17 protein-coding genes and 1 pseudogene are annotated in these 24,852 nt (G+C 70.9%); 7 read left to right on the top strand and 11 right to left on the bottom strand.

What is annotated here, in order from left to right:
- Positions 1-12 precede the first annotated feature (12 nt).
- The 8 genes from OG205_RS05305 to OG205_RS05270 form a co-directional block, all read right to left on the bottom strand.
- A complete protein-coding gene (locus tag OG205_RS05305) occupies positions 13-402 on the bottom strand; it encodes a MerR family transcriptional regulator (protein WP_330275111.1) in 390 nt (129 codons plus the stop codon).
- Complete coding sequence (locus OG205_RS05300) at positions 399-701, bottom strand: hypothetical protein (protein WP_330275110.1); 303 nt, start codon at positions 699-701, stop codon at positions 399-401. The genes OG205_RS05305 and OG205_RS05300 overlap by 4 nt, the downstream gene beginning before the upstream one ends.
- A 102-nt stretch (positions 702-803) precedes the next feature.
- Positions 804-2,537 carry an ABC transporter ATP-binding protein gene (locus OG205_RS05295; RefSeq protein WP_330275109.1) on the bottom strand — a complete coding sequence of 578 codons (1,734 nt, stop codon included), beginning with the start codon at positions 2,535-2,537 and terminating at the stop codon, positions 804-806.
- Positions 2,530-4,188, bottom strand: a complete 1,659-nt coding sequence (locus OG205_RS05290; RefSeq protein WP_330275108.1) for an ABC transporter ATP-binding protein — start codon at positions 4,186-4,188, stop codon at positions 2,530-2,532. Before OG205_RS05290 ends, OG205_RS05295 begins: the two co-directional genes overlap by 8 nt.
- Positions 4,185-5,750, bottom strand: coding sequence for an alpha/beta hydrolase family protein (locus tag OG205_RS05285; protein ID WP_330275107.1), 1,566 nt, complete (start codon positions 5,748-5,750; stop codon positions 4,185-4,187). The genes OG205_RS05290 and OG205_RS05285 overlap by 4 nt, the downstream gene beginning before the upstream one ends.
- Positions 5,747-7,327 (bottom strand): hypothetical protein, encoded by a 1,581-nt coding sequence (locus OG205_RS05280; protein WP_330275106.1) that lies wholly within the window; start codon positions 7,325-7,327, stop codon positions 5,747-5,749. Before OG205_RS05280 ends, OG205_RS05285 begins: the two co-directional genes overlap by 4 nt.
- On the bottom strand, positions 7,324-8,052 hold the full coding sequence (locus tag OG205_RS05275; RefSeq protein WP_330275105.1) for a GNAT family N-acetyltransferase: 729 nt from the start codon (positions 8,050-8,052) through the stop codon (positions 7,324-7,326). Before OG205_RS05275 ends, OG205_RS05280 begins: the two co-directional genes overlap by 4 nt.
- Entirely contained in the window at positions 8,049-10,556 is a 2,508-nt protein-coding gene (locus tag OG205_RS05270) for a class III lanthionine synthetase LanKC N-terminal domain-containing protein (protein ID WP_330275104.1), read from the bottom strand. The genes OG205_RS05275 and OG205_RS05270 overlap by 4 nt, the downstream gene beginning before the upstream one ends.
- A 466-nt stretch (positions 10,557-11,022) precedes the next feature.
- On the opposite strand from OG205_RS05270, the gene OG205_RS05265 reads away from it, so the two are divergent.
- From OG205_RS05265 to OG205_RS05255, 3 genes are read left to right on the top strand one after another with little or no spacing between them, the layout of a single operon-like run.
- Complete coding sequence (locus OG205_RS05265) at positions 11,023-13,425, top strand: type 2 lanthipeptide synthetase LanM family protein (protein WP_330275103.1); 2,403 nt, start codon at positions 11,023-11,025, stop codon at positions 13,423-13,425.
- 56 nt (positions 13,426-13,481) lie between these two features.
- Positions 13,482-13,703, top strand: coding sequence for a hypothetical protein (locus tag OG205_RS05260; RefSeq protein WP_319974447.1), 222 nt, complete (start codon positions 13,482-13,484; stop codon positions 13,701-13,703).
- A gap of 51 nt (positions 13,704-13,754) precedes the next feature.
- Positions 13,755-16,628, top strand: a complete 2,874-nt coding sequence (locus tag OG205_RS05255) for an ATP-binding protein (RefSeq protein WP_330275102.1) — start codon at positions 13,755-13,757, stop codon at positions 16,626-16,628.
- Here OG205_RS05255 and OG205_RS05250 read toward each other — a convergent pair.
- Positions 16,625-16,999, bottom strand: coding sequence for a nitroreductase family deazaflavin-dependent oxidoreductase (locus tag OG205_RS05250; protein ID WP_330275101.1), 375 nt, complete (start codon positions 16,997-16,999; stop codon positions 16,625-16,627). The two genes, OG205_RS05255 and OG205_RS05250, sit on opposite strands and share 4 nt — an antisense overlap.
- A 64-nt stretch (positions 17,000-17,063) precedes the next feature.
- Between OG205_RS05250 and OG205_RS05245 the strand changes: the two genes are divergently transcribed.
- The 3 genes and pseudogenes from OG205_RS05245 (at position 17,064) to OG205_RS05235 (ending at position 19,960) form a co-directional block, all read left to right on the top strand.
- Entirely contained in the window at positions 17,064-17,606 is a 543-nt protein-coding gene (locus OG205_RS05245) for an SMI1/KNR4 family protein (protein WP_330275100.1), read from the top strand.
- A gap of 131 nt (positions 17,607-17,737) precedes the next feature.
- Positions 17,738-19,546 (top strand): annotated as a pseudogene (locus tag OG205_RS05240) (glycoside hydrolase family 3 protein); the annotation flags it as partial.
- A gap of 24 nt (positions 19,547-19,570) precedes the next feature.
- A complete protein-coding gene (locus tag OG205_RS05235; protein ID WP_330278104.1) occupies positions 19,571-19,960 on the top strand; it encodes a carbohydrate-binding protein in 390 nt (129 codons plus the stop codon).
- Between the two features lie 43 nt (positions 19,961-20,003).
- Here the strand turns inward: OG205_RS05235 and OG205_RS05230 are convergent, their stop codons facing one another.
- On the bottom strand, positions 20,004-22,469 hold the full coding sequence (locus tag OG205_RS05230) for a CHAT domain-containing protein (protein ID WP_330275099.1): 2,466 nt from the start codon (positions 22,467-22,469) through the stop codon (positions 20,004-20,006).
- A 93-nt stretch (positions 22,470-22,562) separates the two neighbouring features.
- On the opposite strand from OG205_RS05230, the gene OG205_RS05225 reads away from it, so the two are divergent.
- Positions 22,563-23,759 (top strand): S8/S53 family peptidase, encoded by a 1,197-nt coding sequence (locus OG205_RS05225; protein WP_330275098.1) that lies wholly within the window; start codon positions 22,563-22,565, stop codon positions 23,757-23,759.
- On the opposite strand, the gene OG205_RS05220 is transcribed toward OG205_RS05225, so the two are convergent.
- Positions 23,690-24,820, bottom strand: a complete 1,131-nt coding sequence (locus tag OG205_RS05220) for a glycosyltransferase 87 family protein (RefSeq protein WP_330275097.1) — start codon at positions 24,818-24,820, stop codon at positions 23,690-23,692. The genes OG205_RS05225 and OG205_RS05220 overlap by 70 nt on opposite strands.
- Positions 24,821-24,852: the final 32 nt, after the last annotated feature.

Below are 24,852 nucleotides of genomic sequence, written 5' to 3'. Positions count from 1 at the left end.
CCGATCAGTTGATCAGGACGATATCCCCGGCAGCGGGCAGGCAGGTGTGTGCGAGCAGGTGACCAGGTCGTCACACCCCGCGGAGATCGCCGCGCGCAACGCCTCGCGGACGACCTCCAGGTCCGCGATCTTCGCTTCCACCTCGCCGAGCTTCACCTCGGCACGTTCCCGCAGGCCAGGGCGACGGGAGCCGAGCAGTTCGGCGACCTCGTCCAGGGCGAACCCGAGCCGCTGCGCCGACTTGATCACCCGGATCACCGTCACGGTCTCGCGCGGGTACAGCCGATGCCCGCCCAGCGAACGCTCCGGCCGCGCCAGCAGACCGACGCGCTCGTAGTAACGCAGCGTCTCCCGGTTCACGCCGGCCGCCGACGCCACCTCGCCCGTGCGCAGCGCGGTCATCTCGCCGCCAGCGCGTCGAGCACCTCTGCCTGCGCGTCCGGCACCGAGATCGCCAGGCTGAGGCCGCCGCCGGTCGCCGTGAGCTCGAACGTGAAGAACGAGCAGCAGCCCGTCTCCCGCACCGCCAGATCCGCCGCGCGGGCCGCGACTTCCGGCCGTGGCTCCAGGTCCAGCACCAGCCGTGTCCTCTCTGGACGGTGGCGCACGGCGGTCGCGAGCAGTTCGTCGAACTCGGCCTGGCGGAACGGCCTCTCCGCCGTCGGCAGCGTGCAGGCCTCGGGCGCCCAAATCTCGCTCATGCCTCGACGGTAAACCCGTACCTGGGCACCGGATGCAAGTCAAAACCGGAAGTCCTTCAACGCGGACACGTAGCGCAGCTGCTGGACGTCCATTCCCGCATGTCAATCAGCGAACGCGTCCGCCTGCGACCGGTAGAGCCGCGCGTACCGGCCGTTCCGGTCCAGCAGCGCCCGGTGTGAGCCGAGTTCCGCGACGCCGCCGTCGGCGAGCACCACGATCAGATCCGCCGACCTGACGGTGGAGAAGCGGTGCGTGACCAGGATCGTGATCATGCCGTTCGCGCCGTCGGTGGCCCTGGTCATGCTGTCGAACAAGGCGTCCTCGGTGAACGCGTCCAGCGACGCGGTCGGTTCGTCGAAGAACCGCACCAGCGGGGTGGTCCTGGCCAGGCCGCGGGCGAGCGCGATCCGTTGCCACTGGCCGGTGGAGAGGTCCGTGCCACCCCACGACGTGCCGAGTTGGGCGTCCTGGTCCAGCACGTCGGCGCTCGCCCTGGTGATCGCCCTGCGGACGTGCCCGGTGTCGTCGAGGTGTTCCAGGTCGCCCACGCCGACCGCGTGCTGGACGGTGAACTCGAAGCGGGCGAAGTCCTGGAACGCCGCGGCGAGCCTGGCGCGCCACTCGTGGACGTCCAGGTCGGCGAGGTCCACGCCGTCGACCGTGATCCGGCCTTCGGTGGGCTCGTACATCCTGGTCAGGAGCTTGACGAGGGTGGTCTTGCCGGCGCCGTTCGCGCCGACCACGGCCAGCGCCGCACCCGCCGGGATGGTCAGCGAGACGTCGCGCAGCACCCACCTGTCGGTGCCGGGATAGCGGAAGGACACGTTCTCCAGCCGAATGCCCTCGACGATCTGCTCCGGCGCTCGTTCGCTGCCCGTCGCCGGGTGGGCGTGGTCGGCGAGCCAGAGGAAACGGCTGACGGTGTGCAGGGTGCGGCCGAAGCCCGCGACGGCCTGGATCGGCCAGATCACCGCGGTCTGCACCTGCTGCCCGAGGTAGATCGCCAGCACGACGTCACCGGGCGCCGACCTGCCCTGGATCGCCTGGTGCAGCACGAAACCGACGGCGGCGATCACGCCGATCACGTAGAGGACCTGCTGGGCGAGCGAGAGGAGCGCGACCTTGCGTTCGGCGTGCTCGATCGGCCGGCGCTGGGCGTTCCAGAGCGTGCCGATGCGGCGTTCGAGGTTGTCCGCGAGCCCGAAGAGCCGGATCTCCACGGCGGCGTCCCGATCCTGGGCGACCGCGCGCAGGTGCCGGGCCGTGCGACCGGGCAACGCCGACTGGTCCTCCGCCTGTGCCCGCCACCGCTGTTGGGTCTTCGTGATCAGCAAGGCGGGCAACGCGAGCAACACCAGCAGGAGCATCGCCGGGTGCGCGACGACCAGCAGCACGAGGACCGTGAGGCCCGCACAGATCGCCTTGATCGTGACGGCGAGGGCGCTCATCGAGTTGCCGAGCTGGCCTTGGCGCTGCCGCAGGATCTCGAGCTGGTCCTGGTACTCGGCGCGCTCGAAGTGTTCGAGGGTCGGCAGTTCGGCGGACAGGCGCGCGATCTCCGTGTCGAACGCGTGCGCGACCTTCTCCCCCAGCACCATCCGCCACTGGCTGGCCGACAGGTCGAGCTGCCAGCCGAGCCCGGCGCCGAGCACGAGTGCGGCGACACCGGTGACGACCTGGCGGGTGTCGTTCTGGATGACGCCGTTGGTGAGCATCGCCAGCCACAGGCCGGACAGCAGCACGAGGGTGTTGCCGAACGGCTCGGCGATCATCGCGAGGGTCAGCCTGCGGTCCACCCGCCACGCCATCGCGACCAGGACGCGGATCTCACGCATGACTCACCTCCGCGAACCGTTCTGCCTGCAGGGAGTACATCGCGGCGTACTGCCCGTTCGCCGCCATCAGTTCGGCGTGGGTGCCGTCCTCGGCGATGCGGCCGTCCGCGATGACAACGATGCGATCGGCGTGTTTCACCGACGCCAGCCGGTGCGACACGAGGATCGTGGTGATCTCGCCGGCCAGTTCGCTGAAGCGGGCGAAGAGTTCTTCCTCGGCCAGCACGTCGAGGTTGGCGCTGGGCTCGTCCATGATCAGGGTGCCGGACTCGACCGCTCGCAACGCCCTGGCGAGCGCGACCTTCTGCCACTGGCCACCGGAGAGATCGCGGCCGTTCGGGTGTGAGGACGACAGGACCGTGTCCCAGCCGTGCGGGAGGTCGTCGAGCAGGCCTTCGCCGCCTGCCCGTTCCAGTGCTTCCTCGACGCCTCCCTCACCGAAGCCGATGTTGTCCTTCAGCGAGAGTTCGAAGCGGGTGAACCGTTGCACGATCGCGCTGACCTTGCCGGGCATGGTGATCTCGCCGCTGTCCGGCTGGTAGATGCCGCACAGCAGGTTGACGAGCGTGCTCTTGCCCGCGCCGTTCTCGCCGACGATCGCCAGCGACTGTCCTTTCGGGACCGTGAGGTCGATGCCCTTCAGGACGGGCTTTCCGGCGTATCCGAAGTGGACGTTCGTGAGCTGGATGGCTTGTGCGGTCACCTGTGGCCGAGTGGGGGCCGCGGTGAGGCGCTGAGCGAGGGTCCGGGCCAGTTCCGCGACCTTGCGGGCACGGGCCAGCGGGATCTCGGCGCCGAACACGTAGCCGAGCGCGCTGGTGGACAGCACCGCCTGGGCGTAGACGACGATCTCCGCCGGTGTGGTGGTCGCCTGGGCGATCGCGGTGAGGACGACGAGATGGGCGAGCAGCACACCGCCGGTCGCGGCGAACACCGTGCGCATGCCCAGCTTCCGTCCGGCCCACACGACCTCCAGCGCGCTGAGGTACGAGTCGCGGTACAGCGGCACCAGCCACCCGGCGAGGCCGAACACGCGGATCTCCTTGGCGGCGGGGCTGTCCACGGCGAGGCCACGCAGGTAACGGGCGCGGCGCATCGCGTTCTCGCCCTGCTGCGCGCCGAGGGTCATGCCGTGGTCGAGCCACTTCCGCACGCCGAAGCTCAGGCCGCGCCACCCGAGGAACATGACGATCGGCGCCCACCAGGCGAACGTCGCCAGCACCACCGCGGCGCCGACGCCGGTCGCCCGTTGCCTGAGCAGTTCCTTGAGGGCGGTGACGGTGCCTACGAAGCCGTCGACGCGTTCGAACTCGGCCAGCGCGCCCAGTTCCTTCGTAGTCCTGGGGTCGACCAGGTTCGCGGCGCTCGTGCGGAGGGTGGCGCCGGCGACCGTCTCGTGGACGGCCTGGGCGAACCTGCCGTCGAGAACGGCGGCTTCGTGGTCCAGGACCGCGGAAAGCACTGTGCCCACGAGGAGTGCGGTGCCGAACAGGGCGAGCCCGAGGGTGGCCTGCGCGGGGTCGTCCGGGAGTCCGGCGACGAGCACGCCCGACGCGGCGATGGCGGCGGCCGGGGCGAGGCCCTGCAGCACCGCCAGCACGCAGAACAGGGCGAACCGCCAGCGACCGGCTTGCCAGAGCAACGTCTTCACGCCGACACCTCCTCCCGCACGGCGCGGACCATCAGGTCTGCCAGGTGCGCCACGACTGCAGCCGTCCACGCCGCCATGTCGGCTGGTTCGTGGCCGTTCCCGTGCTGCTCCAGGTAGCGCTCGGCCCCCAACCGCTCCACGAAGGCACGCGACTGGCCGACCGGCACCCTGTCGTCTCCCTCGCTGTGCCCGATCAGCAGTCGTGGCGCGGTGAACGGCCGGTGGATCGGACTGCGTTCACGTAGTTCGGCTGGATCCTCTGCCAGAGCGCCGAGTTCGGTCCTGAGCCACTGGCGGTGCAAGCCGGTCGCGGACTCCAGCAAGGCGTTCAGGTCCGTGACCGGCGCCCACACCGCGACGGCGTCCACCAGGTCGGGTGCGGCGGCGAGCAGGGCCAGGTAGGCGCCGTAGCTCTGTCCGTACAGGCACAACGGCCGGTCGCCACGCAGTTCGCGCAGCCGGGCGATGACGGCCGCGACGTCGGCGCCGCCCCAATCTCCGACCACGACGTCGCGGAACGAGTCCCCGTAGCCGGAGCTGCCGGGGTAGTTCATGCCGATGACGGTCCAGCCCGAGTCGACCAGCGCGGCGATCATCGGTTCGTGGATCTGCCTGAGCTGGCTGCGCGGGCCGCCGTGCAGGTGCAGCACCACGCCGCCGTGGCCGTTCTCCGGTTCATAGAGCCATTCCGGCGACTGCGCCGATTCGCGGTGCCTCCAGCGGACGGTGATCTCCTCCCGCTGCTGGCCGGGCAGCACCTGCATTCGTCCACTGTGGATGTTCCAGCGGACGAGCGAGGGCGACGCGGCCGGGGACTGGTGGCGGCCGAGCAGGTGGCGTTCGTCGGCGGTGAAGGCCAGGTCGGTGGCGATGCCGTGGTCGGGCACGGGCGTTCCGATGATGTGACCATCCCGATCGAGCACCCGGTGGACGTAGCGGTGGTCGGTCCAGGCCATCGTGAGCAGCAGCCCGGATGGCGAGACCGCGATGCCCCCGCCTTCCTCGGTGAACCACCGCGTCCGGCCGGTGGCGAGATCCAGCACTCCCGGCACTTCGCCCTCTCCCGTCAACGCGACGAGCGGGCCCTCCCCTGCCGCGGACACCGCGCCGAGGTCGATCCGCTCGCCGCCCTGGATCAGGGTCACGCCTCGGTCGCTGGTGAAGACCAGGGTGCTCCGGTCCCATGCGGCGATCGAGCGAACTCCCTCGGTGCCGTCGAGGAGCCGGTAGCCGCCGTCGTCAGGACGATGAACGCACAGCATCGGGCGGCCGTCGCGCACGACCGCGATCAGTGCTTCCTCGCCGTCGTACCGCAGAGTGCGTCCGACCACCGGATGCGATGACGTCAGCATCCGGCGGTCGGTGTCCAGGAGGCCCAGTTCGCCTCGGCGGCGCAACGTGAGCAGGGTCGGGGCGGCCCAGCCGGCGAGGTGCCAGTCGCCGGCCGGGATCCAGTCCGTCGCGGCCAGGTCCGCGTTGCCGTCCGGGTCGACCTCGACGAGGCCCACCTCGCCCGGTCGGGTCAGGGCGAGCAGGTCGCTGCCCGGCGAGAGCATCGTCATGCCGCACCGGCCAGCAGACCCCGCAGTGCCAGGAGATCCTCGGCGACGACGGCGTGCGCGGCGCGTTCCCGCAGCAGCGCTTCCGGCTGTTCGCCGAGGTTGCGCAGGACCGCGTCGACGACGTCCGGCGCGCCGCGGCGCATCCGGCTGACCGCGGCGAGGTACCAGCGGGCCGCCTCGGTGATCGCGCCCGCGGAGAGTCGCCGGTCGGCAAGGCGGAAGCACACCGCGGAGACGGCCTTCTCGCTCGCCTGGTTCGTGTCGGCGGCGCGGTCGAACAGGTCGAGCAGCCGCGTGGCGACGGCCTCCGCCTCGGCCTCCTCCCCCGCGTCCAGCAATACCCGCACGAGGTCGGACGCGACATAGGTGGCGTTGGCGACGTCGTCCGCGATGCCCCACGCCTGCCGGTAGAGGCCGACAGCTTCAGGGGTGCCGCGGCGCAGCTTGGCCAGGTTCGTCAGGAGCTGGATCTGTTGATCGGCAACGGTGTCGTGGCCTTCCAGCAGCTTCAGCGCGTTCCGCATGCTGGTGACGGCGCCGTCGAGGTCGCGGTCGCGGTAGAGGGCGAGCGCGGCGCCGTTGAACGACGCGGCGACCTGGGTGACCGGCACGTCCAGTTCGCGGGCGTGCGCGAAGCACCGTGCGGCCGATGAGCGCTCGGCCTGGTCGGGGTCCTTGGCAAGCAGCTGGCCAAGGCTGTAGGCGAGCATCGCCTGCTGCGCCGGTTCGACGTCCCACTTCGCGGCCTGGTCGAGGATCAGGCCGGCCAGCGTGCCGGAGACCCGGCGGCGGTCCGCCACCAGTGCCGCCAGGTAGGCGCTCGCCGCCGTGCCGTGCGGAATGCCGTCGGACTGGAGTGCGCGCCGGTAGAGATTGCCCGCGTAGCGCGACAGGACGCGTCCCTGACCGGCGGCTTCGGCGGCGGCACCGGCGGTGAAGGCTTTCAGCGCCAGGACGGGATCGGTGAGCAGCGCGGCCGTCGAGAGCGGCGCGGACGAGGTCGTGACGACCTCCGCGGCCAGTTCCGGGGTGATCGGCACCGGGCGCGCGACCGGGGTGGCATAGGTGCGCAGACCGTCCCTTGTGGACGTCACGGCGTGGACGAGCGAGTCGTCCCAGCCGTGGGCGGCCTGCCAGGCGCGAAACTCGTTCTCCGGCACCGATCCACCGGCCAGGCGCAGCATCGCCAGGATCTCGTCGCCTTCGACCGGCACCGCGCCGCGGATGTGCCGGAGCACGGTGACCGATTGCGCTTCCCCGCGCATCAGCCGCATGCGGCACTCCTGCAGGAACCGCACGTCGTCGTGAGTCGGCGCACCGAACAGTTCGACCACCACGGCCCGCTTGCCGCCCTCGGCCAGCCACTCACGCACGGCCCTGACCTCGGCACGCAGCCGTGCCTCGCGTTCGTCGTGGCACCTGAGCAACGCCGTGGTCAGGTCAGCGGGTCCGTCTTCCTTCAGCCACAACGGCCGCCCGGCCGACAGGTAGTAGCGGACCTTCCCGTGTCGCGCCCGCAGGTCGGCCAGCACGCCGGGAATCCACGCGGACTCGACCGACAGCACCGTCACGCTCATGACGTCACCCGGCTCGCCTTGAGCATCGCGCGGTCCTGCACGAAGCCAATCGATCGGTACAGCCGCCGCGCGGTGAAGTTCTCCGCCATCACGTTGAGGCGGCAGTCGGCGTATCCGGCGGACGCGAGCGCGAGCATGCTGCGCACCAGCAACGTCTTGCCCAGACCCGCGCCCCGCTGCCCGGACTCGACCACGAGGTGCCCGATCAGCGGCACACCCCGGTCCTCCGTCACGGCGATCGCGCCCTTGGTGCCGTCCTCCACGATCCTCAGGCTGGCCTCGTCGATGAGCGGCCCGTACTGGCCGGACACGATCTCCTCGAACACGCCGCGGTCGTGGTCGCCGCCCGGCAGTTCGGTCGTGAACGGCGCGATCCGGTACCCGACCGGCAGCGCCCGTTCGAATGACGCGATCATCTCGCTGTCGAGCCTGAGCCACATCGGCACGATGCGGCCGCAGTCCGTGCCGCCGACGTCCCAGAACTCCGGGTGGACCGCGACGACGTCGTTCATCCCGAGCCCTCGCAGGTACGCGAGCACTTCGGCCAGGTGCTCCACGGTCGCCGGATCGTCGCGCTGCGGCAGGCATTCGGTGACGTAGGTGAGGCCTTGGGCAGGCCTCACAACGCATTCGAACACCGTCTCGCCGTTGCGCTTGGTGATGACGCGCCGGTTGGAGCCCCAGTCCACGACCATCTCGTGGACCAGGAGGTCGGTGAGGTTCACGGTCGCTCCTCGAGTCGCAGGGTCAGTGGCGAACGGGCGACGTGGCCCGCGAGCCGAAGCCGGAACGCGTGCACGCCGGTGTAGCCGCGCATGTAGTCGGGCCGGGGCACGCCGAGCCCTTCCGGCGCCCACTTGACGGCGAACCCGTCCCGGAACCGCAGCGCGTCGAGCTTGCGTCCGATGTGGACGGCGCCCTCGTGGAACTCCTCGTGGTCCGCCGCGAGGTCGAGCAGGAAGTCCCCGTCCCCCGCCAGCCCGTGGCACCGGCACGTGCTCCCGAACGGCCGCGCGGTCGTGATCGCCCGGCCCGCGGCGATCGCGCCTCGGGTCAGGTCGTCGTCTCCGGTGTGTCGTGCCAGCGCGTGCAGGAGGATGCCGACCCCCGCCGCGCCGTTGCACCAGTGCGACCAGACGGTGTCGCTGTTCGGTTTGTGAGGCCAGGACAGGCCTTTCGCGGCGGGAATCGCGTGGGTCAGCAGCGCACGCCCGGTGGCGACGGCCAGATCGACCGCGACCGGATCGTCCACGGCGAGTCCGGCGTGCAGCAGGAAGTACGCGACGCCCGCGCTGCCGTGCGCGAACCCGTGGAACGCCGAGCCGTTGTTCGGCCAGGCGGGAATGCCGTCCTTCGTCGACACCCCGGCGAGGATCCTGACGATGATCTTCGAGACCTCGTCCGCACCTTCACCGGTGGCCCGCAGCAACGCCGTTCTCGCCAGCCCGACGCCCGCCCAGCCGTGGGTGATGTCCCAGCCGTGGACGTCGATCGCCGCGAGTTCGTCGGCGAACCTCAGTGCTTCCTGCTGCCACAGGTCGGGTTCGTGACCGGCCTGTGCCAGGTCGGTCATGAGCCACGGGAGTGCGCCGAGGCCGAAGTACAGGCCTGGCGGGGTCTGGCCCGGGACCACGGGGTTGTTCTCGACGGTCCAGGTCAGGAGCTTGTCGGTGTGCTTGAGCCACGTCTTGTCGCCGGTGGCTTCCCACAGGTCGAGGTAGAAGCGGGCGATGCCGGCCGTGCCCGCCATGAACGAGGCCGGGTGCATCGAGCCGGGAGCCCAGCGCTGGGGCCACGGCCAGGGATGCCGGTCCCACTCGGCGAGGCGGACGAGCTCCTCACCGGCCTCGACCGCTTCCTCCACCGTCGAATCGGCGGCAAGCGCCGTCGCCGTCGCACCCAACCGGCCGCGAATGTCGTCCACCACTGTCGTGTCCAGCCCAGCCGGGACGAAGGCGTCCAACACCGCCGCAAGGTGCGAGGCGTAGTCGACGTCCCGCCCCAGAAACGGATCGATGCCGGTCAGCACGTAATGCCCGATAGCCGCGAGCGCGTACTCCGTGTCCGCCGCCCAAGGCGCAGCAGCCGGCACATACCCAGGCGTGTGCGCGACGAACGGCGGCTCCGGCGAGTCGACGAGCCCGGCGTGCTCCAGATCGATCACGGCCAGCCGGGCCCCGTCGACCATGATGTTGTTCGGCGTCAGGTCGAGCAGCCGGATCCCGCGAGCCTCGACCGCGGAGACCAGCCGCCGCACCCCGTCCAGCAGCTCCAGCAACGAGGCCGGCGACACCTCGGAGCGGTAGTTCCGGCGTTCCACCTCGGCCCGCAACGTCCGTCCCGGCAGGAACTCCTGCACCAGGTACGCGTTGTCCTCCTGGTGGAAGAACGCCAACGGCTCCGGCGCCAGCCCTGACCCGCTCAACGCGCGCAGCAGCTGCCACTCGTTGCGCAGAGCGGTGCGCGAGTCCCGGCCGAGCCGGTCCGGCGTGGTCCCGATCCGGGCTTCCTTCAGCACGGCCGGCACGCCCCGGTGCAGCACGCGGAACACGCCGCCCTTCACCGACTGCCGCAGCACGCCCTGCACGACGATCTCGCGCCCGAACAACCCGCTGCCGGGCCGGGCCAGGAACGCCCGCGGCCGCGCGGGCACCAGGTCGTCGATCCAGTCCGGCGCGGCCACGCCCGGCGCGCGCCGGTCTTCCACGCGACGGCCGGACGGGTCGACGAGCACGTACTTCAGGCTCTGCTCGACAGGGTCGAAGACGCTCTGCCCGACGAACGCACCGTAGCGGAGGTAGACGTTGCTGTGCGGCCGGAACCGGCGGTCGGACGGAACGACGGGCGCGTCGAACTCGCGGGTGACCGCGTCCAACGACGCCGCGAGCGACTCGACGTCCGACTCCGGGTAGATGGTGATGAACTTGCCGGACTGCGTCAGCGGGGAGGGCGGCGAGCTGAGGTCCATCAGCTTGTCGACGGACCGCGCGGCCTTCCAGCGCAGTGACAGCGGAACGACGACGGCGGCCACCCGGCGCAGCACCTCGGCGGCGTGCAGAGGTGAGGCACTCACGTGGATCTTCCAGCCCTGGCGGCGGGCCGGACGGTCGGCCACCGGGTCGAAGTGCCACCAGAACGGCTCACCGCGCACGGTGTAGGTGTCGGCGCAGGCGGCGGCGATCTCGCCGGCCTCGCGCCGGATCGGGTCCGGGGCAACGCGTCGTCGCATGACATTCACCTGCCTGAGAAGGGACTTGCGGTGGGCCGCCAGAAGGCGGCCCACCGCATTACCGGAGATCCGGTCAGTTCTGGCTCGACGTCCAGGAGCAGAGCGTGCAGAGGGAGTTGTCCTCCATCAGCAGCGCGTCGTCCTCGAAGCCCATGGTCAGCAGGTCGGTCGCGTCGACGATCTTCTCCATCGGAAAGCACCTCCGTGTAGTGGTTCTCGGTGTTTCAGGCCCCGTTGCGGCCTGACACAAATGTGCCTTCCACCAGCGAAAACCTCATCCGTGGCCGCTACCACCATTCGGAAACCGCAGCTCGACGCCACTGCGGGGAGGGGTGCGACCGGCATGCGCTCAAGCGATTCGCGAGCGGCATGGGTGAGCATGCGTACTGGCCCATGCGTAGCGGCGGGCCAATGGTGGTGTTCTACACCCATGACCCGCCGGTAGCGCCCTGGCACGCTTCGTCTCATGGAGATCGCCTGCCGCGCCACACCCGCTCCCACGGACGTGTTCGCGCACGTCGTGGAGCCTTGGGTGGCCACGGCGAGCGCCCGTCTGCACGCCGCTCTGGCCGCACTGCCCGAGCACGCCGTTGATCCGTCCGCACTGGTCGCCTCGTGCGCCGGGCTCCTCACCACCCGGCTCACCCGCCTCGCGGCGCCGGCTCTCGTGCACGAGATGGGGCAGGCGGACGACCTCAAGGGCGCGGACGAGCACGAGCGGTTCCAGGACTTCCTCACCCGCGCCCACTTCGAGCACTACCCCGTGCTCGTGCGGGAGCTGGACGGGGAACGCGACACCGCGGTCGAGGTCATCACCGAGCTCGCCACGCGCTATGCCGCCGACCAGGACCGTCTGACCGGCACACTGCTCAACACGAAGTCCGCGCTCGTCGCGGCCCGTCCCGGCGGAGATCGGCACCGGGGCGGACGGGCGACGACGGTCCTGGAACTCGCGGACGGGCAGCGGCTGGTCTACAAGCCGCGCGGCGTCGACGCCCACCTCGGGCTCACGCACGTCGTCGAGCTGGTGAACGACCTGGTGGACCTCGGTCTCGCGACCGTCAAGGCGGTGCCGGGCGACGGTTACGGCTGGACCGAGCACGTCGAGCCGGCTCCGCTGCCCTGCCCCGACGCCACGGCGTACTTTCTGCGACTTGGTGGCCTGCTCGCGGTGCTGCACCTGCTGCGCGCCACGGACATGCACCACCAGAACGTGATCACCCGCGCAGACCAGCCGCTGCTGATCGACGTGGAGACCCTCTTCCAGGCCCAGCTGCCCGGTGAACGACCCGACCCTGCCGTCGTCGCGCTCGGCCGTTCGGTCGCCCGCACCGGCCTCCTGCCCGCCGTCGCCGGACGGCACGGGCTCGTGGACATCTCCGGCGTCGGCGGCGACGCAGGCCAGGAGACCTCCAGCGCCACAACGGAATGGCTCGACGCCGGCACCGACCGGATGCGCGCGGTCCTCAGGCCCGAGTTCGTGATCGGCGCCGCCAACCGCCCGACGTGGCAGGGCCAGGCCGTCGAGGCCGCCGACCACGCGGACGCCGTCCTGTCCGGGTTCCGGCAGACCTACGACGCGATCTCCTTGCACAGTGCGGAGTTCGCCGCCCTGCTGGCCGGGTGCGCCTCGGTGCCGGTGCGGATCGTGCCCCGGCCGACGGCCCAGTACACCGGACTCCTCGCCGCCACCCGCGGGCCGGAGTTCCTGCGCGACGCCGGTGTCCGGCTCGCCGCGTTCACGACGGCCTGCGCGACGGACTTCCTGCCCGGCCTGGCCGAACTCGAGGCGGCCGAGCTCGACACGGGCGACGTCCCGTTGTTCACGACCCGCGCGGACGGCCACGACCTGATGTCCGCCAAGGGAAAGCTTCCCGGTGTGCTCGCCACGTCCGGGCTGGAGGACGCGCTCGCGGGCCTGTCCGAGTTCGACGAGTTCGACCGCGACGACCAGGAGTGGGTGATCGCCGCGGCACTGGCGACCCGCCGCGTCGCGGTCACCGGAGCGGGGCCGGGCAAGGTGCGGCAGCACGCCGTCGGCACGGACGAGGTGCTGTCCGCGGCCTGCGCGATCGCCGACCGGATCGTGACGACCAGCTACGGCACCGAGCGGATCAACTGGATCGGTCTCGAACCCGTAGGTGACACGCGGTGGCTGGTGCTGCCGATGGGCGCCGGACTCGCGCACGGCTACACGGGCGTGGCGCTGTTCCTGGCCCAGCTCGGCCGGATCAGCGAGGTCTGCCGCTACACCGACGTCGCACGGCGTGCGCTCGCGACGGTGCCGGACCTGCTGGCCGCGCTCAGGGGCAACGACGACCTGATCGCCGCGGTCGGCTCCGGCGGCCTGAACGGGTTCGCCGGAATCGGTTACGGGCTCGCGAGGATCGCCAAGTTGCTGGACGACGACGAGGTCGCTCGCTGGGCCCGCACGACCGTTCGGTTGGCAAGTGCCGCCGCGGAGTTCGAACCGGAACACGGCCTGGCGGCGGCGATGCGGGCGCTCGACGCGGAAATCGGCTGCTCCGACGCACGTGAGCTGGCCGAGCGGTACCCGGACGGACCGGCCGGTCCTGACCGGTGGTGCCAGCACGATGCTTCCAAATGGACGGACGACGACTTGTCCTTGTGCCACGGGGAACTCGGCCATGCGGACGTGTCGGTGACCGGCTGGTCCGCCGCGACCCGGCACCGCCGTACGGGCGAGGTGCTGGCCACGTTGCGCCGCGACGGTCCCCGCTGCGTCACTCCGGACCGCGTGCCCACCCCAGGACTCCTCACCGGACTCGCCGGGCTCGGGATGGGCCTGCTGCGCCTGGGATTCCCGGAGCGGACACCGTCCGTCCTGCTTTTCGAAGCAGGGAACTGATCTTCCCCGTCGATCGGGGCAGTGCAGGAAACCGTTACTCACCAACAGGAGAAACAATGAGATTGCCGGAGACCCACGACCAGTCCGCCTCGGTTCGCGCCACCACCAGGAAGATCGGCCTGCGGATCGCCGCGCTGACCGGCGTCGTTCTCTCCGCCGGCGTCATCGCCGCAGGTCCGAGCGCCGCGGCGCCGACCAGCGCCGACGTCGTGCTCGACTCGGTCGTGTCCGTCAACGGCGGTGGGAACGGTTCCACCTGTTGCCGTCCGGAAAACTGACGCCCGATTTCTGACCGTATGTCACCGTTTCGTGGCAGGTCGTGATCTCATGTGCAAGTGGCATTACGTGCACCAGTCGTCGTCGGTCGTGACCATGAGCTGGGACTGATCAGGACGACGTTGGCGAAAGTCGCTACGGGGAGGGGTCAGGTCGTTTTCCTGACCGGCGAAGCCGGGATCGGCAAATCCCGGCTCGCCACCGCCGCGACCGACCTCGCCTACCAGAGCGGGATGAGCATCATGCGCGGCCGCGGCAGCGCCATGAGCCGCACGATCCCGTTCCGCTGTCTGAGCGAAGCGTTGCTGTCACTGCAACGCCTGGGCACCACCGTCGACATCGACGAGCTGGGCCCCTACCGTCCGGCACTCGCCCGGCTGAACCCCGACTGGGGCACCCCGGCCGACGACGCGTCGAGCAGCTCGCTGATCGTGCTCGCCGAGGGCGTGCTGCGGCTGACCGAACTCGTGGGCCGCGACGGCGGATGTGCCGTCGTCATCGACGATCTGCAGTACGCCGACCCGGACACTTTGGCAGTGCTCGAGTACGTCATCGACAACATCTCGCACCAGCCGACGTTGCTGCTCGCGACCATGCGCGACGACGACAGCGCGGCGCTGGAGTTCGCCCGCGCCACCAGCAAACGCGACTCCGCCACGCTCATCGAGCTCCGGCGTTTCAAGCACGAGCAGGTGTCCGCGCTCGCGGGCGCGTGCCTGGAGGGCGCTTTGCCCGCGCCCGCACTGGATCTGCTGTGGGCGGGCAGCGGCGGGCTTCCGCTGTTCGTGGAGGAACTGCTCGACGAGATCGTCTCGGACGGGCACCTCGTGCGAACCGGGGACGTCTGGTGCATGGGCGAGGCCGGTGTGCCGCCGTCCGCGTTGGTGCACAGCGTGGCAGGCCGGTTCGGCCGCCTCAACGACCAGGCGCGCGAGTTCGTGTCGGCCGCGGCCGTGATCGGCCTCAGGTTCCCGCTGACCGTCGTCCGCGAGGTCACCGGCCTCGACTACCGCACACTGCTGCGCCACCTGCAGAGCGAACCCGTCGCACACCTGATCGGCCCCGACGACCACACCCCCGACTGGTACCTCTTCACGCACGCGCTGGTCGCCGACGCGGTCCTGACCCTGATCCCCGAGGACGTCCAGTCGTCCCTGGCCCGGCGCGCGGCCGACGCCGTCGAGAAGCGCTACCCCGGCGTGCCCGGCGACTGGTGCCACCTCTGCGCGACGTTGCGGGAGGCGGCCGGCCAGACCGCAGAGGCCGGTGCGCTCTACGCCGAGGCCGGACGGCGGGCACTGGCCCAGGGCGCCGCGCAGTCGGCCGTGACGTTGCTGGAACGCTCGCTGGAACTCGTCGAGGACCCCGTCCAGCGCTTCGAGGCGCTCGAAGCCCAGCTGCTGGCGCTGACCGAGGCCGGACAGGTCGACCGCGCGCTGGCCATGAGCTTCGACAGCTCCGGCCTCGACCGCCCGCACCGCGCCCGCCTGCACACGCAACTGGCGTGGGCGGCGAACCTGGCCGGCCGCACCTCCGACGGCCTCGCCCAGGTGGAGATCGCGCGGGCGTTGCTGGGTGACGCCCCTCCCGAGGAGTGCGCGCCTGTGGACGTCGTGGCCGCCCACCTGGAACTGGACCGCGCCGAACAGGGCAGCCTCGAACGCGCAGAGGAGACCGCGCTGCGCGCCGCGACCGTCGCCGAACGCGTCCCGCTCCCCGTCGTCGCCTGCCAGGCGTGGCAACTGCTCGGAGCGCTGACCCGCCGCCGCGACCCGGCCCGCGCGACGGCGTACCTGGAACGCAGCCGGGCTTTCGCGATCGCGCACGACCTGCCGATCTGGGAGATCCACGCCCTCGTGCGGCTTGGCCTGGACGACGCCCTGCGCTCGGGCGACCTCGGCCGCCTGGAACAGGCCCGCGACCTGGCGTCCCGGATCGGCGCGGTGATCGCCCGCTACCAGTCCGAGGTCAACATCGGCCTGCAACTCGTCCTGCGCGCCGACTTCGCCGCTGCCTCCCTGGTCGTCGACGACGTCTCCTCCGCCGCGAAACGCCTGGGACTGCAGGAGATCAGCCAGTTCATGGCGGTGCTGCGCGCCGTGCTGGCTGGCCACCGCGGCGACCGGACGACGTTGACCGAAGCCTGGTCCGTGCTGTCCGAACCAGGCGGCGAACAACACACCGCACGTCTGCACGGCCTCGCGGCGACGTTCTGCTCACTGCTCGAGGAGGACAGACCGAGGGCGCGGGCCGATCTCGCACTGGCGTTGGCCGCCGAACGCGCCACCCCCACGACCTACCACCTGACCGGCCGCCTGGGCCTCTCCCTGTTGCTCAGAGCCGTCGACGACGACCTGACCAGAGCCGAGTACGACGAGGTCGTCGCCGATCCCGCCGCGGGCCTGCGCTGGGACCACCACTTCGCCCTGCTGGCCTCCGCCGTCCTGGCCGGCGCCGAAGGCGACAAGGACGCGGCCCTGGCCCAGGTCCAGGAGAGCGGCGACGTCGGCCACCCCTACCCGATGGCCCGCCACCTCGGCCTGCGACTCGTCAGCGAGGCCGCCGCCCGCGACGGCTGGGGCGACCCCGAAACCTGGCTGCGCGCCGCCGAACACCACTTCCACGACGCCGGCATCGCCGCCGTGGCCGGAGCGTGCCGCGCCCAGCTGCGCCTGATGGGCGTGCGGGTGACGCAACGCCGCTCCGGCGCCGACGAGGTGCCCGACGAGCTGCGGCTGGCCGGCGTGACCGTCCGCGAGTACGAGGTGCTGCGGCTGCTCGGGGTCCGGTTGGCCAACAACGAGATCGCCGCGCAGCTGCACCTGTCGCGGAGGACCGTCGAGAAGCACGTGTCGAGCCTGCTGACCAAGACGGGGCTGACGAACAGGCACGCGCTGGGCAAACTGGCCACCGAGCGGTCGGACTAGCGCGCGGCGAGGTCCATCCGGAGGAACTCGGTGATGCGCAGCGCCTTGGGAGGCCGTTTCACCTCGTCGGCCAGTGCCGCGAACGCCTCCGCCTCACCGACCACCCGCGGCGCGGTCAGTTCGAGCTCCTCGCCGTCGACCGTCAGCTGCGCACGACCGGACGCCATGACGTTGCGGACCCAGTCCGAGTTCGATCCGTAGACCAGGACGACCAGGTAGCCGCCGTCGACCGGGTGCGCCTCCATCGGTGTGCGGTAGGGCATTCCCGAGCTGCGGCCCACGTGTGTGAGCACCGCCCACTTGCCGCTCTTGATCGCGCGCGGGTTGAACACGCGTTTGTTGATGTGGCCCCACCATCTGGGCATCGGCATGTCGGACTCCTCTCCTCGTCCCAAGACGCCGCTCGCGGCCGATCTGTTGAAGTAGCGTGCGCGCGTGGAGATCACTGACGACCGGGACTTCCCCGCCGCGCTGGCCGCACTGAGCGGCATCGACTTCCCCTGGGAGTACGACGAGAAGGCCGACGAACCCTCGCCGGGCAACATGGACTACGAGCCCTACCAGGAGTTCGACTCCGCCGAGGAGACGACCGACTGGATCAGGTCGTGGACCGGTGACAAAGAATTGGACGGCGACGCGTTCCGGACGTTCGGGCAGGACGGCACCGGCGGGCTGGCCGTGCTGTGGCTGGTGCGGGAGGGGCCGTTGACCGCGCAGCCCGTCGTGTTCTTCGGGTCGGAGGGTGAGGTCGGGCCCGTCGCGACGAGCCTGGGCGAATTCCTGTGGTTGCTCGCGGGTGGCGTGGGGCCGCAGGAGGCCGTCGAGTTCGGCTCGGACACCGGTGTGCCGAACGCCGAACTGCGTGCCGTCGCGGAGAAGTACTCCGGGATCGAGCCGCGCACACCGGCCGAGGTGCTCACCAAGGCGCGGGCGGAGTTCCCCGACTTCGCGGAGACCGTGCAGTCCTGGTGTCGTTAGGGCTGGTCAGGGGAACCGGTACTGGTTCCGGTTCCCCGATGGTCTATACCACTTTGTGAACGCGGGTTACGCTCGGCGAACCCTGTTGTGCCGCAAGGTAAACAGGACCTCGTCCTGCGGAGGTCTGCCCTGTGAGAAAGTTCCTCGCGGCCGCACTACTGCTCAGTGCCGCCGTCATCCCCACCGGTACGGCCGCCGCGGCCGACCCCATCTACAAGGACCCTGCCCAGCCGATTCCGGCGCGCGTCGCCGACCTGCTCGGCCGCATGTCGCTCGACGAGAAGGTCGGGCAGATGACGCAGGCCGAGCGCAACTCGGTCAGCAACGCCGACCTGACGAACTTCCGGATCGGGTCGCTGCTGTCCGGTGGCGGTTCCGCGCCGTCGCCGAACAACGCCACGTCGTGGGCGAACATGTACGACAACTTCCAGCGGGCGGCGATCGCGACGCCGCTGGGCATTCCGATGATCTACGGCGTGGACGCCGTGCACGGCCACAACAACGTCGTCGGCGCCACGATCTTCCCGCACAACATCGGCCTGGGCGCGACGCGTGACCCGGCGCTGGTGCAGCGGATCGGGCGTGCCACGGCCGAGGAGGTGTCGGGCACCGGCATCGACTGGGACTTCGCGCCGTGCCTGTGCGTCGCGCGCAACGACCGCTGGGGCCGCACCTACGAGTCGTTCGGTGAGACGCCCCAGGACGCCACGTCGATGACGACGATGATCACCGGCCTGCAGGGCTCGAAGCTGTCGGACTCCGGTTCGGTGCTCGCCACGGCCAAGCACTACATCGGTGACGGCGGCACGACCAACGGCACCGACCAGGGCAACACGCAGGTCAGCGAGGCCGAGCTGCGCGCGACGCACCTGCCGCCGTTCCGCGACGCCATTGCCAAGGGCGTCGGCTCGGTGATGATCACCTACAGCAGCTGGAACGGCACGAAGCTGCACGGCCACAAGTACCTGATCACCGACGTGCTGAAGAACGAGCTCGGCTTCAGCGGCCTCGTCGTGTCGGACTGGAACGCGATCGACCAGATCGACGGCCAGGCCGGCTTCACCGCGGCCGAGGTGCGCGACTCGATCAACGCCGGCCTCGACATGATCATGGTGCCGACCGCGTGGCGCCAGTTCATCACCTACCTCAAGCAGGAGGTGCAGGCGGGCCGCGTGCCGATGTCGCGCATCGACGACGCCAACCGCCGCATCCTCACCAAGAAGTTCGAGCTCGGCCTGTTCGAGAAGCCGCTGACCGACCGCGCCTACACGCCGACCGTCGGCAACGCCGCGCACCGCGCGCTGGCCCGTGAGGCCGTGCGCAAGTCGCAGGTGCTGCTGAAGAACCAGAACGGCGTGCTGCCGCTGCCCAAGACCGCGTCGAAGATCTTCGTGGCGGGCAAGAGCGCGGACAACATCGGCTACCAGAGCGGCGGCTGGACGATCTCCTGGCAGGGCGGCAGCGGCGCGGTGACGCCGGGAACCACTGTGTTGCAAGGCATCCGCTCGGCCGTGTCGACGTCCACCACGGTGACGTACAACCGCAACGGCACCGGCGTCGACGGCACCTACCAGGCCGCGATCGCCGTCGTCGGCGAGACCCCGTACACCGAGGGCGCGGGTGACCGGCCCGGCGGCCTTGGCCTCGACGCCGAGGACATCGCGACCCTGAACACGTTGCGCGCCACCGGTGTCCCGGTCGTGGTGGTGCTCGTCTCCGGCCGCCCGCTGGACATCGCGGCGCAGCTGCCGCAGTGGCACTCGCTGGTCGCGGCCTGGTTGCCCGGCACCGAGGGCAACGGCGTCGCGGACGTCCTGTTCGACGACTACCGGCCGACCGGCACGCTGCCGTTCACGTGGATGCAGAGCGCCTCGCAACAGCCGATCAACGTCGGTGACGGCAAGGCACCGCTGTTCCCGTACGGCTTCGGCGCCCAGTTCCCGGCCACGCAGAACGCGTACGCGCTGATCGGCGCCTCGTACTACGACGAGCAGAGCGGCACGCAGGTCGAGCGGTGCACCGATTCGGGCTGCGGGCAGAACGTCGGCTACCTGACGCCGGGCGACTACGTGGCCTACGCGGACGTCGACTTCGGCGCCACTCCCCCGACCTCGGTGACCACGCGACTCGCGTCCGGTTCCACGGCGAACGGCACCCTGCAGTTCCGCCTGGACAGCCCGACCGGCCCGCTGGTCGCGACCGTCTCCGCGGCGAGCACGGGTGGGTGGCAGACGTGGGCCAGCCGCACGGCCGCGGCGTCCGGCGCTACCGGCGTGCACCGGCTGTACCTGGTGGCGACCGGTGGCACGGGTGGCGACCTGGCGAACGTGAACTGGTTCCAGTTCGCTCGGTAGTCGTGAGGCTGAACGGGGTTCCGGGCGGGAGCCCCGTTCAGCCTCAAGCTCCCACGCACACGAAACCGTTGGGCCGGCCCAGTTCCTCCTGCGCCTCGGCCAGCGCCGCCGCGGGCGAACAGCCTTCGCGCAACCGGCGGTGCACTCCCAGCATCAGGTCCTTGGTCTCGGCGTCCGGCACCGGCACGACCGGGGCGATCAGCTGCGAGGTCCCGCGTTCGAGGAACGTGGCGGCGAGGCCGAGGAGTTCGTTGCCGGACACGACGACCGAACGGCCGACGTCGCACGCGGCCATGATCACGGTGTCCGGGACCTGTTCGAGGCGTTGCACGTCGTAGACCACGAGCGGGCCGTCGTGCAGGTCCAGCGCGGAGAACAGCGGGTTGTCCGGGTTCAGGCGGCCGTGCGCGGCCAGGTGCACGGTGCTGGCCGTGGCCAGCGCTTTCAGGACGTCGTCGACCGTCGCGTCACGCGGGTTCGTGGTGGCGTGGAGGTCCGCGACGGCCTGCGCCTCTTCCTGCGCGCCTGGCAGCCCAGGGCCACTCGCCACGGCGAACGTGCGTGGGCGAGCGGGCCGGGAGGCGGCGCTGCGCCACGACGTCGCCGAGGGTGCGACGACGACCGGTTTTCCACGGCACGACGGCAAAGTCGACCACGGGACGTTGTGCAGCAGGCCGGTCGGCACGACCACCAGCGGCCGGTCGCAGCGCGGCAGCAGCAGCGAGTCCAATGTGGACGTCGTGGTGTTCAGCAGCTTCAGGATCTCGGGACGTGGGCGGCGGGCCAGGTGCCGCAACGCGAACGGCACGCGTTCGAGCAGGTCGGCCACCTCGCGCACCGGGCCCACGACGCGCAGGTCCAGGCGCCGGTCGGTGAGGGTCAACGCGAGCAGGTCACCGTCGGCCTCGACGTACTGGACGAGCACCCGGCCGCCCAGGTCCAGCTCGGCGGGCCGCACCGGTTCGGACGGGCCGGGGCCGGTCGCCCGGAGCAGGCGGCTGCGGTTCTTGATCCGGCGTTCCAGCTCCACCTGGCGGTGGGTGAGCTTCGTGGCGCGCAACGACTGCAGCAGCGCGGCGAGTTCGGGATCGTCCGGCGGGCGGACCGGGCGGTGCAGGAACCGGCTCGCGCGGCCGCGTTCGGCCCATTCGAAGACGTCGGCGAGCCGGCCGGACCTCAGTGCCACGCGCAGGCCCAGTTCGGCGAGGTCCGCGCGGTGGGTGGCCGAGTGGGCGCGGAGATCGCCGGCGCCCAGGGCCGCGTGGTTCTCGTCGAGGACGCGCAGGCCTCGCCTGGCGGCGGCCACGGCGCGTTGAGGCGTGGTGTGTTCGTACAGCAGGGCTTCGGCGTACCAGCCACGCGCCCGCAGCGTCGCCGGGCCACGTGTCCGCGCCTGGCTCGCGGTGGTCAGGTGCGCGACCGCACGGGCCGGTTGTCTTCGGCGTCCGGCGACCACGGCCAGGTCGAGGTGCGCCTGCACGGCGGGTCTGCCGTGCAGTGCGGCCATCATCGCGTCGGGATCGCTGATCCGGCAGGGCTTTCCGGCGCTCAACGAGGCGCGCAGCACCGTTGCCCGCGCGAAAGCGGCGTGCTGGTCACGGCCCTGGCGGACGAACTGGGCGAGCGCGGCGCGCGCGTGCCGACCGGCGGCGGCCCAGTCGCGGCCGAGCAACGCCGCGTCGGCCAGCAGCAACAACGTCTCGGGGACCATGAGCCGGCGTCCCTCGATGCGGAACGCCGTGACGGCCTGCGAAGCGTGTTCTCGCGCCTCCCCGGCCAGACCGACGGACAGCAGCAACTCGGCGCGGTCGAAGAGAACGGGTGCGAGCCGGCCGCCGTTCCGCGTGATGATCTCCTCGGCCCGGTCGAAGTGCGCGAGCGCGGCAGGAACGTCACCGCGACGGCTCTCCACGAAGCCCAGGTTCTCGGCGATGATCCCGACCGCGAGATCACGGCCGAGGTCGCGCGCCAGCCCCTCCGCCTCCACCAGATCCCTCACCGCGAGCCCGAAGTTCTGGCGTTCGGCCTGCACGATGCCCCGGTTGACGAGGTTCCGCTGCACGGCCAGCTTCTCGCCGCCCCGGCGCAACGCGCGGTCGGCGGCCTGATAGTCGGCGAAGGCGTCGTCGAGCCTGCCGAGGTGGTAGAGGATCACGGCGCGCTGGCTTCGGGCGCGCGCACCCAGCAGAGGAACGGCCAAGTCCACCTCGTGCAGCGCCGACGTGGGTCTCCCCTGCTGCACGAGCGCGAACGCGAGCTTCATCCGGCTCTCGGCCGCCGCCTTGCCCGCGCCCAGCCTGACCGCGCGACGCAGGTGCGTGACCGCCTCGCCGATCTGGCCGGTCTGGCACAGCGCGTGGCCCCACGCCTGCTCGGCCAGCGCCAGGGCGGGGACGTCGTCGCGAGAATTCCTCACGACCTGTGCCGCCAGCGGGATCGCCCTGATCGGGTCGACGTCGGCGAGCCGCATCGCTTCGCTCGCCGCGTGTAACACCGATCCCGCCAGCATGATGACCAATGTGCACGGCGAGGTCGTTCTTCGCCAGGTATCAGGGCGAGCCGTTCCGGCATCGGTTCACCGGAGACCCCAACGGAGGCTGAGATGAACCCCGAACAGGACAACACGACCGCCGTTCTCGACGAGCTCGTCGTCGACACCCACCACCTCGGCGCCGTGCGGCACGTGCTCGGCGAACTGCACATCGAGGACGCCGTCAAGGACGCCATACCCGAGTTCGACCTGACACTGCTCACGCTGAAACACGGGGACACGCAGAACCCCGTCACCGACCTCGACCCGGTGCTCACCGAGGTGCGCGCACGGATCGCGGGACGCAGCGGCGGCTGGACACCGCTGATCGGCAAGAACCGGAAGATGGGGAACGTCTTCGGCGCCTACCCGCAGACCAAGAGCCAGGCGTTCTGGAACCCGATGCCCGCCACTCACGAAGGTCCGTGGATCCAGGGCGACGCGGGTCAGGGCGTGCGCGTCGGCATGGTGGACACCAAGATCTACCAGCACCCCCAGCTCCCCAAGACCTCCGTCCGCGCCTCTGACCACGACTGGTTCACCAAAGACCGGCAGGGAACCAGCCACTTCGAGGAGGGCCACGGTGTCTTCGTCGCCGGGCTGATCCTCAAGACCGCACCCGGCGCCACGGTGGTCCCGCGCGCCGCGCTGGGTCCCGACGGCAAGGCCGAGGCGTGGGTGGTGGTCAAGAAGCTGGCGACGTTCCTCGCGGACAAGCCGGAGGACCGCGTCCACCTGATCGTGATGGCCAACGGCTGCCGCACCCACGACGGCCAGCCGCCGCTGATCCTCGAACGGGCCGTCGAACGGCTCAGTCCGCACATCGCCGTCGTCGCGGCGGCCGGCAACCACGGGGGCTTTCTCGGCATGACCTCGTCCTCGCTGGTCACCCGCAACTCCGCGACGTGGCCCGCGGCGCTGCCCGGTGTGATCGCCGCCGGAGTGCCCGACCTGCCCGACCCCGACCCGACCACGCACTACAGCGCTGATCTGCCGTGGGTGACGCACATCGTTCAGCCGGAGGTCGACGACACGTTCACCAGCACCTATCTCGACTCCGCGACGGTGACGATGTTCAAGGGCGACCCCGCCACCGACCTCATCACGGGGTACGCGACGTGGCGAGGCACCTCCTGCGCGGCCGCGTACCTCGGCGGCCTCATCGCCGCGGAGATGCCCTCTTCCGGCATGGACGCCGCTCAGGCGCTGGCGCGGGTGGTCGCCGGTCCCCTGGTCGACGAGTTCGTCTGGCCTCGCCCCGCGCTCTGAGCGGACCGGACCGCGCACCAGCAGAGGAACGCGAGGCCCAGCCACACGTAGGTGTTGCCGACCAGGTGCTGCCACCACGTCCACGCCAGTTCACGGTCGCCCGCGGTCGGCAGCAGCCAGTGCGGGCCGACCGCGAACGCCGCCACGACCGCGATCCTGACGCGTCCGCCCAGCAGCATCAACGCGGGTGCGATCCACACCCAGTGGTGTGACCAGGACACCGGCGAGATCAGCAGACCCGCTGCCGCGACCGCGACGAGGGCCGTGAGGTCGTCACGCAGCCGCGGCAGCAGCACGACGGTCACCGCGAGCACCGCCAAGACCGCGGCGAACCACACGAACTCGGGCGCGCCGAGCCGGAACAGCAGGCCGCGCAACGACTGGTTGGCGCTGTAGGAGAGTCCGCCGACGCGTTCCGGGTCGAGCATCGCGTGGAACCAGAACTGCTTCGACTGCCCCGGCGCGAGCACCCAGCCGAGCAGACCGCACGCCGCGAACGTCGCCACTGCGGTCAGCGCGGGCCGCCATCGCCCGCGGCACAGGAAGAACAGCACGAAGATCGCCGGGGTCAGCTTGATCGCGGCGGCGAGTCCGACGAGCAGGCCGCGCGGCCACGGGGTGCGCGGCAGCAGGCAGTCGGCCGCGACCAGGCCGATCAGGACCATGTTGACCTGACCGAGGTCCAGCCCTCCGCGCAACGGTTCGAGCAGCAGTCCTAACGCGGCCAGGCCGAAACCCGTCTGCAGGCGTGGCGCCGCCACGAGGCAGGCCGCGGTGAAGAGCGCGATGCCCGCCGCGGTGAACAACAAGCCGTTGAGCGGCAATGGAAGCGTGACGAGACCGCTGAACAGCACGGCCGCGAACGGCGGGTAGGTGAACGGCAGATCTCGGGGCGCCTGGAAGTCCGCGGTGTACAGGTCCGTGCCCGCCCGCCAGGCCTCACCGCCCGCGAGGTAGACCCGCAGATCCAGCAGGCCGGTGCCGAACCCGCGCACGAACACCCAGAGGAGCAGGCAGGCGGCCACGACGACCCAGATCCGCTGGGGATCGACCCGGGGCATCGCACTGAGGGGCCACCACCCGAACCTCCGCA

Source organism: Lentzea sp. NBC_00516, assembly GCF_036346835.1.
Classification (GTDB): Bacteria; Actinomycetota; Actinomycetes; order Mycobacteriales; family Pseudonocardiaceae; genus Lentzea; species Lentzea sokolovensis.
The sequence above is the reverse complement of the archived record's forward strand: the minus strand, read 5'-3'. Positions and strand labels throughout refer to the sequence as shown.